The 13,669-nt window shown below is 69.0% G+C and carries 14 protein-coding genes; 8 read left to right on the top strand and 6 right to left on the bottom strand.

Annotated elements, in window-relative coordinates:
- On the top strand, nucleotides 1-328 hold a 328-nt coding region (gene aac(6'), locus G537_RS42965), incomplete at its 5' end, for an aminoglycoside 6'-N-acetyltransferase (protein ID WP_081688884.1).
- Nucleotides 329-846: 518 nt separating this feature from the next.
- Complete coding sequence (locus tag G537_RS0117800) at nucleotides 847-1,833, top strand: methyltransferase (protein ID WP_034852075.1); 987 nt, start codon at nucleotides 847-849, stop codon at nucleotides 1,831-1,833.
- A 310-nt stretch (nucleotides 1,834-2,143) separates the two neighbouring features.
- On the opposite strand, the gene G537_RS0117795 is transcribed toward G537_RS0117800, so the two are convergent.
- Nucleotides 2,144-2,761: a uridine kinase family protein gene (locus G537_RS0117795; RefSeq protein ID WP_162146123.1), complete on the bottom strand. Its 618-nt coding sequence runs from the start codon at nucleotides 2,759-2,761 to the stop codon at nucleotides 2,144-2,146.
- A gap of 824 nt (nucleotides 2,762-3,585) precedes the next feature.
- Here G537_RS0117795 and G537_RS0117790 point away from each other — a divergent pair.
- Nucleotides 3,586-4,095, top strand: a complete 510-nt coding sequence (locus G537_RS0117790; protein ID WP_026871272.1) for an AAA family ATPase — start codon at nucleotides 3,586-3,588, stop codon at nucleotides 4,093-4,095.
- Nucleotides 4,096-4,541: 446 nt separating this feature from the next.
- Here the strand turns inward: G537_RS0117790 and G537_RS0117785 are convergent, their stop codons facing one another.
- From G537_RS0117785 to G537_RS0117775, 3 genes are all read right to left on the bottom strand, one after another.
- Nucleotides 4,542-5,459, bottom strand: a complete 918-nt coding sequence (locus tag G537_RS0117785) for a homocysteine S-methyltransferase family protein (RefSeq protein WP_034852073.1) — start codon at nucleotides 5,457-5,459, stop codon at nucleotides 4,542-4,544.
- A 256-nt stretch (nucleotides 5,460-5,715) separates the two neighbouring features.
- Nucleotides 5,716-6,384 carry a response regulator gene (locus G537_RS0117780; RefSeq protein ID WP_026871270.1) on the bottom strand — a complete coding sequence of 223 codons (669 nt, stop codon included), beginning with the start codon at nucleotides 6,382-6,384 and terminating at the stop codon, nucleotides 5,716-5,718.
- Nucleotides 6,381-7,778: a histidine kinase gene (locus tag G537_RS0117775; RefSeq protein WP_026871269.1), complete on the bottom strand. Its 1,398-nt coding sequence runs from the start codon at nucleotides 7,776-7,778 to the stop codon at nucleotides 6,381-6,383. Before G537_RS0117775 ends, G537_RS0117780 begins: the two co-directional genes overlap by 4 nt.
- Before the next feature lie 199 nt (nucleotides 7,779-7,977).
- Between G537_RS0117775 and G537_RS0117770 the strand changes: the two genes are divergently transcribed.
- From G537_RS0117770 to G537_RS38540, 3 genes are read left to right on the top strand one after another with little or no spacing between them, the layout of a single operon-like run.
- Nucleotides 7,978-8,718, top strand: a complete 741-nt coding sequence (locus G537_RS0117770) for a MotA/TolQ/ExbB proton channel family protein (protein WP_026871268.1) — start codon at nucleotides 7,978-7,980, stop codon at nucleotides 8,716-8,718.
- The gene (locus G537_RS38545) at nucleotides 8,715-9,347 is read left to right on the top strand and encodes a hypothetical protein (RefSeq protein ID WP_034852070.1); all 633 of its coding nucleotides are present in this window, start codon (nucleotides 8,715-8,717) and stop codon (nucleotides 9,345-9,347) included. Before G537_RS0117770 ends, G537_RS38545 begins: the two co-directional genes overlap by 4 nt.
- Complete coding sequence (locus G537_RS38540; RefSeq protein ID WP_051248554.1) at nucleotides 9,344-9,943, top strand: hypothetical protein; 600 nt, start codon at nucleotides 9,344-9,346, stop codon at nucleotides 9,941-9,943. The genes G537_RS38545 and G537_RS38540 overlap by 4 nt, the downstream gene beginning before the upstream one ends.
- A gap of 6 nt (nucleotides 9,944-9,949) precedes the next feature.
- On the opposite strand, the gene G537_RS0117755 is transcribed toward G537_RS38540, so the two are convergent.
- Together G537_RS0117755 and G537_RS0117750 are read right to left on the bottom strand one after the other, a co-directional pair.
- On the bottom strand, nucleotides 9,950-10,408 hold the full coding sequence (locus G537_RS0117755) for a YcgN family cysteine cluster protein (RefSeq protein ID WP_026871267.1): 459 nt from the start codon (nucleotides 10,406-10,408) through the stop codon (nucleotides 9,950-9,952).
- A complete protein-coding gene (locus tag G537_RS0117750) occupies nucleotides 10,405-11,805 on the bottom strand; it encodes an amidase (protein WP_026871266.1) in 1,401 nt (466 codons plus the stop codon). The genes G537_RS0117755 and G537_RS0117750 overlap by 4 nt, the downstream gene beginning before the upstream one ends.
- 147 nt (nucleotides 11,806-11,952) lie before the next feature.
- Here G537_RS0117750 and pxpB point away from each other — a divergent pair, with 147 nt between their 5' ends.
- The gene (gene pxpB, locus G537_RS0117745; RefSeq protein WP_026871265.1) at nucleotides 11,953-12,663 is read left to right on the top strand and encodes a 5-oxoprolinase subunit PxpB; all 711 of its coding nucleotides are present in this window, start codon (nucleotides 11,953-11,955) and stop codon (nucleotides 12,661-12,663) included.
- A complete protein-coding gene (locus tag G537_RS0117740; RefSeq protein ID WP_026871264.1) occupies nucleotides 12,660-13,667 on the top strand; it encodes a 5-oxoprolinase subunit C family protein in 1,008 nt (335 codons plus the stop codon). The genes pxpB and G537_RS0117740 overlap by 4 nt, the downstream gene beginning before the upstream one ends.
- The last annotated feature ends 2 nt before the right edge of the window (nucleotides 13,668-13,669 follow it).

Genomic DNA, 13,669 nt, shown 5'->3' with positions numbered 1-13,669 from the left:
CGGAGACGGCCGAGCTGTCGCGTTCATCTGTGAAACCAATGAAGGCGAAGTGATCGGATTTGCTGAAGGCACGCTGCGCAGTGATTACGTCAATGGATGCAAAACCTCTCCCGTTCTCTTCCTTGAAGGAATCTATGTTCTGCCCGGCCACAGGCAAAAGGGCGCGGCGCGACTGCTCTGCGATGCAATTGCCGAATGGGGCGAGTCTATCGGCTGTGCTGAGTTCGCATCCGATGCCCTATTGGACAACGTCGTGAGCCACAAGTTTCATGCGGCGCTAGGTTTCGAGGAGACAAAACGCGTCGTCTTCTTTCGCAAAAGCCTGTAGGACCACTCTCCGCCCTTTGCCGTCGGCCAGGCCGAACTGCGGGCACCGGAAGCGGCCGTCGACTCGGTGCGGAAAAGCCGATCTGACCCGATTGAACCCAAAGCGATCCTGTCCGCTTCGGGGCAAGATTGGATCGCCGGAAATGTCCGCTTCCGGGTAGCCAGGAGGGCCGGTGATCGACCGCAAAGAGCCGGATCCGGCCTCCGGGATGTCACCTCCGACGACCCGGCTGCCGCGCCATCCGACCGCAAAGTGTGAGAAGCGAAAGCCAAGCCCAGCGCCCTGAATGACCGCTTCGTAGGAAGGCGGGCATGGCCGGCTGCCACCCTATGCAGCCCGTCAGGCGAGCCGGTGCGCGAGCAGAAATGCCATGGTACCACGCCGCGATGTGCGGCCTCTTGTCTTGCCATCTGACCATCCGCATTGCAGGTGGAATGCGGCATGGAACAACCTGGCGGAAGCAGCGAGGCTTCCAAGCGGCTTCAAAGTCGGCCCTGGATCGCGGAAGGGGGGGTGACGTGGTGGATTCTGATCGGATCGACAACCTGATCGCAGCGGTGCCCCCCGCCTTGGCGCTTCTCGCCGGGCTGGACCTTGGCATCTTCACCCGGCTCGGTGGCAGCGCGATGACTGCCGACAGCCTCGGGGCCGCGCTCAAAGTCGAGCCCGATCGTCTGTCGCGGCTCCTCTACGCGCTCGCCAGCATCGGTCTCCTCGAAGTCAAGGATGGCCAGTTTCGCAACGGAGCCGAAGCGTCGGCCTTCCTCGACGCGTCCAAGCCGACCTATCGCGGCGGCGATCATGCGCTCCTGCGCGAGCTCTGGGGAGCCGACCTGCTGACCGCAGAGTCGCTGCGACAGAACCGGCCCGCTGCGCTGCACGACTTTTCCGAAGCGGGGCCCGAGGCCGCGGCGTCCTTCAGCCGCATGCTCGCACCGGGCGGGGTGATTTTCGGCCGAGATCTGGCCCGGGAGATGGATCTCTCGGCGATCGGTTCGGTGATCGACATCGGCGGGGGCCCTGGGACCACTCTTGTCGGACTTCGCGAGCGGCGGCCGCAGATCGCGGCGACGCTGATGGAACTCCCAACGGTCGCAGCGGTCGCGCGAGATATCCTGTCAGAATACGGTGCCGACGACGTGATTGTCGAAGAGGGGGACATAACCGTCGCGCCATCGATCGGTCGGCACGATCTGGCGATCCTGAAGGCCGTCGTCCAGGTCCTTCCGCCGGACCAGGCGCGCAGCTCGATTCTGAACGCGGCGCGTTGCCTCACACCCGGAGGCGAGATCGCAATTGCGGGGTGTGGTGTCGTCGATGACGACCGCCTCGGCCCGCCTGAGGGTGTCTTTCTGAATCTCACCTTCCTGAACCTCTATCGCCACGGCGAATCGTACACTGAGGGTCAGTATCGCGCGTGGATGACCGAGGCTGGATTCCAGGATATCTCCAGGTCGCGCCTGACGGACGGCTGCACATTGTTTCGTGCGCGCCTCACCGGCTGATCGTGGCTGGATGGTTGGTTTCGGACGCAAGGCTCTCCGACGCGTCCCGCCCCTATCCGGGCAGCCCTGCAACCTTCAGCGCCGAGAGCGTTCGCTCGAGGTTCTCCGTCACACGATAGCCGAGCGCAAGGCGCACATGGCCGATCCTGATCGTCCGCAAAGAGTAACATGCCAGAAGTCGTGCTTTTGATCAGCGATCGGCGGCTGCGGGTCGAGTCGGGTCAGGTCCGCTTCGCGGCGCCGAGGGTGACGACCGCTTTCGGACTCCCTGCTGTTGACCTAGCCGGCCGAGAGGGCGGGAACGCGACATTCAGCAGGCATCCCGCCCTGCCACACGAAGCTCGGCACGCTCCCAAGGTTTGGTCTGCAGATAGAGGTTCACACTTGGCAAGAACAGTTCACGCCATTCCCGTTGCCAAGCGCCCACACCTCGCTGAAGCGCTGCTGAAAGTGTGGTTGCTGCGTCGCTGTCGACCCAGATCCGCAAGTCGTATAGCGGCGCCAACTCGGGGTGCAGCGCCGAGACGCCCTCAATGATGACAGGCTTCACGAGCCGGATGGTCCGGGGCTCATCTCGCACCCGGCCCGATTCCCAATCATATGGTCGGAAGGTGCATTTTTTGTCTCGGGCCAGGGACTTCACCGTTTCGAGGAACTCATCGTAACGGATGTAGTCGAAGGGAAACGATGGCTGGTTCCGAGACCGCCACTCGCTCTCGGGCTTTACGAAGTCGTCCAGGTAAATGCAGTCGGCGTGCAAAGCCCCGGCGATCCGCTCGGCGAGAGTCGACTTGCCCGACACTGGAAACCCGTCGATTGCAATAAGGCGCGCCGCGGGGTTCGCAAGAGCCAACGCTACTGCGTCATCAAAGCTAAGCTCTTGGCCGGCGAGTGGCTTCATCCGTCTGAGCATCGCCGACAGGACCATCGTCCACAACTTCCGGATTGGGTCGCATCCGGTCATGTCCGCTTCGTAGAGCCGGCTGGGACGGCCCGGGCGGATCGAGAAGGGCTGGTTCTGCGGGATCGAGCGATGCCCGGTATCGGGGCGCCTCAGCTATGGCCGGAAATGGCGCACCTCGGCCTGGTCGCGCCGGCCGAGAAGGGCAGAAAGCTGACACCGAGGCCCTTCATGAATCCCGCTCCTCAGCGTAGCGTAACGCTATGAGCATCGAATTCGTTCGTCCATGGAGACGGCTTCCAGATAGTGATGAGGCAACCGCTATCCAGCGTCGCCTCGAGTTCGAAGTCACCCAGGTGCACCCGTTATGGGACAAGGGGCTCGGGTCATCGGCCGAAGCGACGCAAACGATGATATCGTTGTTGCTTTGAGTGATGGCCGATACGCCATCGTCCACTTGGTCTGGGGTGAAGCTCCGGGTAACGCTAGGTGGCCGGCCACCTATTTCTTCTCTTTGGCCGATGAGATTTCACGCGCTATGCACGATTGGTCACGCGAAGCCGGCTATCTCAATGAGGAATAGTAAGGTCAGCCTTTGGATCGATCGGGTTACGTCCGCTTTCCGGAGCCGAGGGCGCTGACCGCTCTGGGGTAGCCTCCCGCCGGCCCGGCTGACCGAAGAGGGTGGAAAGCGGTCGATCACGCTGTTGTATGACTGACGTAGGACGGCACCACTTGTGTCCGCTGGCACCCCGGGGGCACGTGGCCGTTTCAGAACGGGAGCAACCGAGTGAAGGCAATCGCGCCGTCACACCCGACGGCCCGTGAGGGACCGGTCAACGAGAGCAGAAATGGGCGTCAGGAACTATTTGATCGAAGGCGTTTCCGGCACCGGCAAAACCGCGGTGTGTGAAGAGCTGCGACGGCGCGGTTACCATGCCATTAACGGTGACCGGGAGTTGTCTTATCAAGGCGATCCAGAGACTGGCGACCCGCTGGATGGCTTTGTGCACGAGCACCATATTTGGGATGTAGACAAGGTCAAATCCTTGGTCGCCGATCAACGCAACGCGATTTCCTTCTTCTGCGGCGGCTCCAGAAACTTTCCCCGCTTTATCGATTTGTTTGACGGGGTCTTCGTTCTCGAGGTCGATGTCGACACGTTGAACCGGCGGCTTGCCGGGAGGCCGGAAGACGAGTGGGGCGGAAGATCGAGCGAACGGGAGCTGATTGCGCGACTGCATGCAACGAAAGAGGATGTTCCGAAGAATGCGGTGAGCATCGACGCCACCGCGCCACTCGACCGTGTTGTCGACGAAATTCTCTCGAAATGCAGAGAGGCAGACCAGGGGGGCCACTAGCAAGCTCCGTGCCCTCCGCTGATCCGGCCGGGACTCCTCGACGCGAGCACCCGGACCACCGCGTTGAACCGACTTCCGGCGTCTCAGCGTGAACTTCGGTTTCGGGTCGCATGCGGTCAGTAGGCCATAGACCCCGCCGGATCAGAGTAAGTGGCGCACGAGAACGAGGTGTTTGGTCCCGGCATTTGGCAGAGTGAGTTGAGCCTGAATCGCCGGGGCTCATTGTCCAGATCTCGCAGGTACACACGAAGTGTGTGTGATACCGACGCCCCGTGATCGGACTCTCCTGCGAAAGAACCGTCATTGCGAGGAGGCGAAGCCGACGAAGCAATCCATGCCTCCGCTCGTGCGGCCCTGGATTGCTTCGCTGCGCTCGCAATGACGATCCTTTCATAGGCTCACCGGTATGAGGCCGGTGAGGGTCTCGAGACGGCGCCCGGCAGCCCTCAGGCCGCCGCCAACTCCGGCAGGGCCGCGCGGATGCGGGCGATGTGCTCCGGACCGATGCCGCAGCAGCCGCCGACCAGGGTGGCGCCGAGCCCGACCCAGCGGCGGATCCAGCCGAGATAGCTGTCGGGGTCGAGATCGGCCCGCAGCTCCGACAGGCCCTCATTGGCCGTCGCATCTTCGGGCTGAGGCGGGAAGGCGTTGGCGTAGACGCCGATCCGGGCCAGCGACCGTGCCTCGCCGATGATCCGGGCCGCCACGGCGACTGCGTCGCCCATCGCCTCGGGCTGGCTGCAGTTGAACAGCACCGCCTCGGCGCCGAGATCGAGCGCGGCCCGCACCGCCTCCTCGACCGGCTCGCCGGAGCGCAGCTGTGGTGCGCCGGGTTCGGGCCGCTCGTCCTCGATGGTGTAGGAGATCCACAAAGGCCGGCCGCGCCCGGCGACGGCCGCGGCCGCCGCGGCGACCTCGCGGATCGAGCTTTGGGTCTCGGCCAGCCAGAGATCGACATGCGGCGCCAAGCCTTCGACCAGGACCCGGGCGATCTCCGGCGCGCGCTCCGGCTCGAACAGGTCGGGGCGGTACGATCCGAACAGCGGCGGCAAGGACCCCGCCACGCGCACCGGCGTGCCGGCCGAAGCGGCGGCCTGCCGGGCCAGCCGGCCTGACAGGTCGGCCAGCTCCCGGCCCCGCGCGGCGAACCGCTCCTCGCCGATATGGAAGGGCACCAGCGCGTAGCTGTTGCTGGTGATCACCTCGGCCCCGGCGGCGATGAAGGCCTCGTGGGCCGCCTGCACCGTCTCGGGCGCCTCCATCAGCGCCAGCGCCGACCATTCCGGCTGCCGGAACGGCGCGCCCATCCGGGCCAGCTGCCGTCCCATGCCGCCATCCAGCAGCGTCACGCCGGGTCCTGACATGTCGACTCCGTCGGTTCTGTTCGGAATCCGACACTGCAGCCTCGACGGCTCGGCCGCCAACACAAACTGACGGCCGAAGTTATTGACTCGTCATGGCGAACCCCGCCCCTTACGCCTATTCGGGGGCGCGGCCATCCAGCGGCTCGATCTCTGGATGGCCACGGCGCTTCGCGCCTCGCCATGACGGGGAAGGGGCCGAAGAGGCGATCTCAAGGACACTGGTGCGGCTCGTCCTCCGCATCCTGGGGAGCCTCAATCACTTCGGCGCGGTCGCCGGACCCTGCGGCCCGGCCTGGACCAGGCCCATGCCCATGGCCAGCCATACCAGATGGGCGTCGGTGCGGGCGCCGACCTTGGCCTTGATCTGGTAATGGTAGTTGCGGACGGTCTTGAGGCTGAGATGCAGCGAGGCCGAGATCTCCTCATCCGACCAGCCCGAGGCGAGGAGGCGGAGGATCTCGGCCTCGCGCGGGCTGAGCTCGTCCAGCGGAGAGCTCGGCCGGGAGAGGCGCTCGGCGGCGATCTCCTGGGCCACGTCGTCGCTCATGGCCCGGCCGCCCCGGGCCACGACCGCGACCGAGCTGACCAGCTCGGCGGCGTCGCTGCCCTTGGTGACGTAGCCGGCGGCGCCGGCCTCGAACGCCTTCAGCGCGAAGCCGGCGCCGCTGTGCATGGTGAAGACGAGGATGCGGGCGTCGCGGTCCCACTGCCGGATGTGCCGCAGCGCCTCGATCCCGCCGACGCCGGGAAGCGACAGGTCCATGACCACGACGTCGGGCTTCGTCCTCTGATAGGCTTGGTAGGCGGAGGCGGCGTCGTGGGCCTCCGCCACCACCCGGTAGCCCGGCGTGCGCTCCAGCAGCCGCCGGTAGCCTTCCCGCACGATGGGATGGTCATCGACCAGGAGGATGGTGAGCTCGGTCACGCCGGAACCGCCGCAGCCGGTGTCTCCGCGGCGGGCATCAGGGGGATCAGGGCCGCGACACGGACACCCCAGCGCGCCTGGCTGATCGACAGGCTGCCGCCCAGCGCCGCCACCCGCTCGCGGATGCCGAGAAGGCCGTAGCCCGGCGCCCAGTTCAGCCGGGCCAGGGTGCCGCCGCCATCATCCTCCACGCTGACGGCAACGGCGTCGCGTCCCTCCGCATCGACCCGCTGCACCTGCAGGCGGACATCGCGCGGCTTGCCGTGGCGGGCGGCGTTGGTCAGGCATTCCTGGGCGATGCGGTAGATGCTGAGGCTGGTCGCCTCGGGCAGCCCGGCGAGGCTGCCGACGATGTCGAGATGGAAGGCCGCTCGCCGGTCCTTCTGCGCGTTCCACCCGGCGACCAGCCGCGCCAGGCTGGCCTCCAGGCCCAGCTCCTCCACCTCCTGCGACCGCAGCCGGGCCAGCGCGCCGCGCAGCGTCGCCGCCATACGCTTGCTGGTGTCGCGGATCGAGCGCGCATCCTTCGCGATCTCCGGCCGGTCCGCCGCCTCCATCTCGATCACGGTGGCCAGGGCGCCGACGGCGGCGAGGCATTGGCCGAACTCGTCATGGAGGTCCCGCGCCAGGGCGCGGCGCTCCTCCTCCTGCACCTGGAACAGGCGGTTGGTCAGCGCCACGCGCTGCGCCGTGGTTTCGGCCAGGCGGGCGGTCAGGTCGTTGACCGCGCGGGAGATCCGGTCGAACTCCGCCGTCCCGTAGCGGGGCAGGCGGTAGCTGTAGTCGCCGCGCTCCAGGCGGCGCAGCCCGGCGATGATGGTCCGGGCCGGCATCAGCGAATGGCCGATGAACAGGGCGGCGAGGATGCCGATGCCGGCGGCGAGCAGCGCCGCGACGCTCAGCACGACGGCGATCTGGTGCCAGGCCTGGCGGACCGCGGCGCCCCGGTCCGGCTCGGCGGTGACGACGCCGGCCAGGGGCTGCCGCGCGGACAGGGGCCGCTCGGTACGGGAGTAGGGGCCGAAGACGTGGTCGTAGAAGGCCCGGAACCATGCCGGCGCCGGAGCGCCGATCGCCTCCAGCTGGCTGCACAGGCGCCGCGGCGCCTCGTCGCCCGGGGAGAAGGTCACGCAGACGCCCGGCGAGATGACCTTCATCGTCGCCATCGTCTCCCAGTCCGGCGGCGGCACCAGATGCTCGCGGCGAAGCCCGCCGCGCCACAGCAATTCGCGCCAGTAGAGCGTCTCCAGGGCGCCGGCGACCCGGTCGGCGGAGGCCGCCGCCTCCTTCTCGATGGCCCGATGCGTGTCGACCAGCACCCAGCCGACGGCGCAGGCCAGGCAGAGCAGGACGACGCCGGCGAGGCGCAAGACGAGATGAACGAACAGGTTCATTTTTCGCTCTCGTCCGAATGGATCTTGCTCATCCTGACCCTGCGGTCCCCGGCTGGCAAGCGCACCGGCCCGGGCCGGCCGGTCCTGAGGCGCAGTTCGGGCATATTGCCCAAAGCGGCTCGGGATCGATGCCCAGGCCTTCCGGCCGGCCCAGCCGATAGGCTCCGGATCCGTTGCCTTGAGCGTCGGAGCCCTCCGCATGAGCGAGCGCAGAGTCGAACTGGCCGGGCGCGACCCGCTGCTGCCCTGGCTGATCTTCACCGGCGTCAGCCTCTTCGCCTTCGTCCTCTTGTGGTATTTCGGCCTGATCGGGCGGATGGTCGCCAGCGACCCGACCACCATCTCCTCGATCATCTCGCTGCTCTATGTCGCGAGCAGCCTGCATTGCCTGTGGCGCGTCCTCGTCATCTCGCGGGAGGGCGATGCGGCCGTGCGGACGGCCCGGGCCGTCGTCCGCGACGGGAGGGGGATCCTCGAGCCCGCCGGGGAGGGGCTGCCGCCCGGCCTGGTCTCGGTCCATATCCGCGATCTCGTCACCAAGGCCGGGCTGCAGCGGGGCGAGCGCCTGGACCAGACGCTGCTGCTGCGGGTCCTCGCCAGCCGGCTGCGCGGGTCGAACGCGTTCGGCGCCTTCGCCAGCGACGCGCTGATGAAGCTCGGCCTGCTGGGCACCATCATCGGCTTCATCATGATGCTGGCGCCGATCGCCGGGCTGGACACCGAGAACCGGGAGGCGGTGCGGTCGTCGATGTCGCTGATGAGCGACGGCATGGCGGTCGCCATGTACACGACGCTGGTCGGACTGGTGGGGTCGATCCTCCTCAAGATCCAGTATTCGTTCCTGGACAGCGCCACGGCCAGGATCTTCGCCTTCGCCGTCGATCTCACCGAGGTGCATGTCGTCTCGGCGCTCGAAGGCCGCGCGGCCGCCGCCGAATGATCGACGATTTCGACCTCCTGCCGCGCGACGAGGCCTTCGACCCGTTCAGCGTGGTGCTGTTCAAGGCCCTGCAGATCCTGGCCTTCCTGTTCTTCATCGTGCTGCTGATCGTCGCGCCGGAGGCGAAGACCGGGAAGGTCGACAGCAAGGCCGAATTCCTGATCAGCATGGACTGGCCGGACAACCACCCCGACGATTTCGACATCTTCGTCCAGGACCCGCTCGGCAACATCGTCTGGTTCCGCCGGCGCGAGGCCGGCTTCATGCTGCTGGACCGCGACGACCGCGGCGGCCTCAACGACTTCGTCATGGTCAACGGCCGGAAGGTGCCGACGGCGACCCGGCAGGAGCTGGTCAGCATCCGCGGCATCGTGGCCGGCGAGTACACGGTGAACGTCTATCACTTCACCGCGCTGACCGGTCAGAAGGTGCCGGTGACGGTGACCGTCCAGAAGCTCAACCCCGTGGTGACGATCGTCGCCAAGGAGACGGTCGATCTCGACCAGGGCGGGGCGGAGAAGACCGCCGTGCGCTTCACCCTGGACGCGACGGGCGCGGTCACGGAGACCAGCCATATCGCGCGATCGATCCTGCAGACCTTCCACAACTCCTGGCGGAACGGCGGATGATGTCGCTGCAGACCAGCGTTCTCGGCCTCTCCCTGGCCTATGCGCTGCTGAGCGTGCTGCTGCTCGCCGTGATGATCCGGCTGCCGGTCCGGCGGCTGTTCAAGATCGCCGCTGTCGCCACGGCCAGCGTCTTCTATGTCGTGGTCTTCTTCGCGACGCAGGGCCTGCTCGGCTGGTCGGCGCCGGTGGCCGTGCCGGACCGGTTCCAGGTGCTGTGGACCCGCGTGCTCGAGCCGAACCCGGCGCGCGGCGAGCCCGGGGCGATCCATCTCTGGCTGGAGGAGCTGGACGACGCGAACCTGCCGAGCGGCGTGCCGCGGGCCTATCTCCTGCCGTATTCGCGGGAGCTGGCCGGCCGGGTGTCCGCGGCGCAGGCGGAGATCGAGAAGGGCAATCCGCAGGGCGGCCGGTCGCAGTTCTTCGGCAACCCGGTCCACAACGCCGGAGTGATCGGCCCGGTGAACGCCGGCGCGCCGCCGGGGGGCGACCCGTCGGGCGGCGGGCTGCTCGATCCGGAGTTCCTCGGCGGCCAGTCCAAGTCGGTCGAGCTGGCGCCCCTGCCGAAGCCGGTGCTGCCGCGGAAGGACATCCCCTAAGGGCTCTTACGCCGGCCAGTCGACGATGTGGTACTCGTACTCGTCCTCCTCGACCTCGGTCTCGGAGATCACCTTGCCGCGCACGCTGATGCCGGCGACGTGCACCGTCTCCGGGTCGCCGGAAACCAGCGGGTGCCACCAGTACAGATCGTGGCCCTCGGCCAGCAGGCGGTAGGCGCAGGTCGAGGGCATCCAGCCGAGATGGTCGACATTCTTCGGCGTCAGCCGGACGCAGTCGGGCACGTAGCGCCGCCGGGTGGGGTAGTGCTTGCAGCGGCAGCTGTGCAGGTCGAGCAGCTTGCAGGCGATGTCGGTGTAGTCGACATTCGGCGTGTCCGGCGGCTCGTCGGCGTCGCGCAGCTTGTGCAGGCAGCAGCGGCCGCAGCCGTCGCACAGCGACTCCCACTCCGCACGGGTCATCTGGTCCAGGCGCTTGCGGCGCCAGAAGGGTTCGGCTTCGGTCACGATCGGGCGAGGGGCGGCAGCGGCGCCGGCCGCACCGCCTCGAAGGCGCGGGCGGCGCGCAGCACCAGCGCATCCTGGAACATCGGGCCGACGATCTGCAAGCCGATCGGCAGGCCCGACGCGGTCAGGCCGCAGGGCACGCTGGCCGCCGGCTGCTGCGTCAGGTTGAAGGGGTAGGTGAAGGGCGTCCAGTCGGCCCAGGTCGACCCGTCCGGCGCGGTCGGCAGGTTCTGCCCGGCGGCGAAGGCCGGGATCGGCAGGGACGGCATCAGCAGCAGGTCCCAGTCCTGGTGGAACCGGTTCATCGCCACGCCCAGCCGGCCGCGCGCCAGCGTCGCCTTGGTGTAGTCGAGCAGCGGGATCGCCGCCCCCTCCGCCGCCACGGCGCGCAGGCCCGGGTCGATCAGCGCGTGCTTCTCCTCGGGGATCGAGGCCAGCAGCGTGGCCGCACCGACGAACCAATGGGCGCGGAAGATGGGGCCGGTGTCGGGCAGGTCCAGCGTCACCGTCTCGACCCGGGCGCCGAGGTCGGCGAAGACCTCCACCGCCTGGGCGACCGACGCCGCGACCTCGGGGTCGACCGGGGCGCCGTCCAGGGTCGGGGCATAGGCGATGCGCAGCCCGCGCACGCCGTCCTCCAGCCCCTTGGTGAAGTCGGTCGCCGGGAAGGGCAAGGCGGTCCAGTCGCGCGGGTCGGGCCGCGCCATCACCGACAGCATCAGCGCCGCGTCGCGCACCGTGCGGGTCATCGGCCCGATATGGGCGACCGTGCCGAAGGGGCTCAGCGGGTAGGCCGGCACCCGGCCGAAGCTGGGCTTGAGGCCGAAGATGCCGGTGAAGCCGGCCGGGATGCGGATCGACCCGCCGCCGTCGGTGCCGATGTTCAGCGCCGCCATGCCGGCCGCCGCCGCCACCGCCGCGCCGCCGGAGGAGCCGCCGGGCGTCTTCGTCGTGTCCCAGGGATTGCGGGTGATGCCGGTCAGGGCCGAATCGGTGACGCCCTTCCAGCCGAATTCCGGCGTGGTGGTGCGGCCGACCAGCACCGCCCCGGCCTCGCGCAGCCGCGCCACCGACGGCGCGTCCTGGTCCCAGGGGCCGGACGGATCGACGGTCTTCGACCCGCGCAGCGTCGGCCAGCCGCGGGCCAGAACCAGATCCTTGACCGAGGTCGGCACGCCGTCGATCGGGCTCAGCGGCCGGCCCTCGCGCCAGCGCGCCTCCGACTGCCGCGCCGCGGCCAGCGCCTCCTCGGCATAGACGCCGCAGAAGGCGTTGAGCTGCGGGTCCAGCCGCTCGATCCGGGCGAGGCTGGCCTGCGCTGCCTCGACCGGGGACAGGTCACGGGCGGCGTAGAGGCTCGACAGCTCGGCTGCCGACAACAGGGCCGGATCGGTCACGCAAGGTCTCCTGGGTCGCGGGGCAGGGCGGCGCACGGGGCACCGCGCCCATCATCGCCGCCCCGGCGGCGGGATCAAGAGCCGTCGCGGCTTCCGCCCGCGGCGCCACCGCGCTATGGCTTGGCGGCCGGTAGAGAGGAGAGCCCCGTGACCGCTGCGTCGATCGCCGTGATGACCGAGACCGCGATGGTGGTGCGCTTCGGCGAGACCATCGATCCCGTGATCGCCGATGCGATCCACGCCCTGACCGCCTCGCTGGAGGCCGACCCGTTCCCCGGCTTCGTCGAGGCCTCGCCCGGCTTCGCCACGCTGGCCGTGTTCTTCGACCCCGACGCCGTGCCGCGTGACCGCGACGAGCCGCCGGCCGCCACGGTGCAGCGGCTGCTGGAGGCGCGCCTCTCCCACCCCGGCCGGGCAGCCGCGGCGGAGCCCCGGCTGGTCGAGATCCCGGTCGCCTATGGCGGCGCCTTCGGCCCGGACCTGGCCGAGCTGGCGCAGCATCACGGCCTGACCGAGGAGGAGGTGGTCGCGCTGCATTCCGGCGGCGAGTACCGGGTGCACATGATCGGCTTCAGCCCCGGCTTCCCCTTCCTCGGCGGCCTGCCGGACCGGCTGGCGACGCCGCGCCGCGCCTCGCCGCGGCTGAGGATCCCGGCCGGCACGGTCGCGATCGGCGGGCCGCAGACCGGGATCTATCCGATGGAATCGCCGGGCGGCTGGAACCTGATCGGCCGCACACCGCTGGCCCTGTTCCTGCCGCAGCAGGAGCCGCCCAGCCTGCTGGCGGCCGGCGACCGCGTCCGTTTCCGCCCGATCGCGGCGGGGGAGTTCGAGGCCCTGGCCGGAGACGCCAAGTGACCATCGCCGTTCTCGAACCCGGCCTCTTGTCGACCGTGCAGGATCTCGGCCGCTTCGGCCATCGCCGCCACGGCGTCGTGGTCGGCGGCGCGATGGACCGGCGTTCGCACGCCGTCGCCAACATCCTGGTCGGCAACGATCCCGGCGCCGCCACGGTCGAGATGACGCTGATGGGCGCCGCCCTTCGCTTCGAGGCCGAAGCGCTGATCGCGCTGGCCGGCGGCGGCATGCGCGGCGCGATCGGCGGCGAGCCGGTGCCGGTGCGCCGGCCGGTGCTGGTGCCGAAGGGGGCGGAGCTGCGCTTCACCCCGACCAATATCGGCTGCCGTACCTATCTCGCGGTCGCCGGCGGCATCGCCGTGCCGCCGGTGCTCGGCAGCCGCTCGACCTATCTGCGCGCCGGGCTGGGCGGGCTCGAAGGCCGGGCGCTGAAGGCGGGCGACCGGCTGCCGGCCGGCGCGCCGACGGCGCTGGGCGAGCGCTTGAGGAAGCTGCTGGCGGCGGAGCGGGGCGACCGGCCCTTCGCCACCACCGGCTGGTCCGCCGCGTCCGATCTCGATCCGTCGCTGCGGCGGTCGCCGCATGTCCGGGTGCTGCCCGGGCTGCAGGCGACGGCGTTCGACCGCGACAGCCTGGCCGCGTTCCATGGCGAGCGCTTCACGATCAGCCCGCGCTCCGACCGCATGGGCTACCGGCTGGACGGGCCGGAGCTGCGCCTGTCGCAGCCGCGCGACCTGCTGTCCGAGGCGGTGACCACCGGCACGGTGCAGGTGCCGCCGGAGGGCAAGCCGATCGTGCTGATGGCCGACGCCCAGACCACCGGCGGCTATCCCCGGATCGCCCAGGTGATCGATGCCGACCTGCCGGTGCTGGGCCAGCTGCGCCCCGGCGACTTGCTGCGTTTCGTCCCGGTCGGGCTGGCCGAGGCGGAGGAGCGGCGCCGGCAGGCGCGGCTGGACCTGCGCCGCCTGGCCGCCGGGGTGGCGGTTCACGCCGGACTGTGAGG

This window comes from Inquilinus limosus DSM 16000 (assembly GCF_000423185.1).
In the GTDB taxonomy this organism is placed as follows: domain Bacteria; phylum Pseudomonadota; class Alphaproteobacteria; order DSM-16000; family Inquilinaceae; genus Inquilinus; species Inquilinus limosus.
The sequence above is the reverse complement of the archived record's forward strand: the minus strand, read 5'-3'. Positions and strand labels throughout refer to the sequence as shown.

What these genes read in the sequence shown, in the direction of transcription:
- G537_RS0117775 (WP_026871269.1), bottom strand. Translation starts at nt 7,778, where the DNA reads ATGAACCTGTTCGTTCATCTCGTCTTGCGCCTCGCCGGCGTCGTCCTG.
- G537_RS0117790 (WP_026871272.1), top strand. Translation starts at nt 3,586, where the DNA reads ATGGGCGTCAGGAACTATTTGATCGAAGGCGTTTCCGGCACCGGCAAA.
- G537_RS0117770 (WP_026871268.1), top strand. Translation starts at nt 7,978, where the DNA reads ATGAGCGAGCGCAGAGTCGAACTGGCCGGGCGCGACCCGCTGCTGCCC.
- G537_RS0117785 (WP_034852073.1), bottom strand. Translation starts at nt 5,459, where the DNA reads ATGTCAGGACCCGGCGTGACGCTGCTGGATGGCGGCATGGGACGGCAG.
- G537_RS0117795 (WP_162146123.1), bottom strand. Translation starts at nt 2,761, where the DNA reads ATGGTCCTGTCGGCGATGCTCAGACGGATGAAGCCACTCGCCGGCCAA.
- G537_RS38545 (WP_034852070.1), top strand. Translation starts at nt 8,715, where the DNA reads ATGATCGACGATTTCGACCTCCTGCCGCGCGACGAGGCCTTCGACCCG.
- G537_RS38540 (WP_051248554.1), top strand. Translation starts at nt 9,344, where the DNA reads ATGATGTCGCTGCAGACCAGCGTTCTCGGCCTCTCCCTGGCCTATGCG.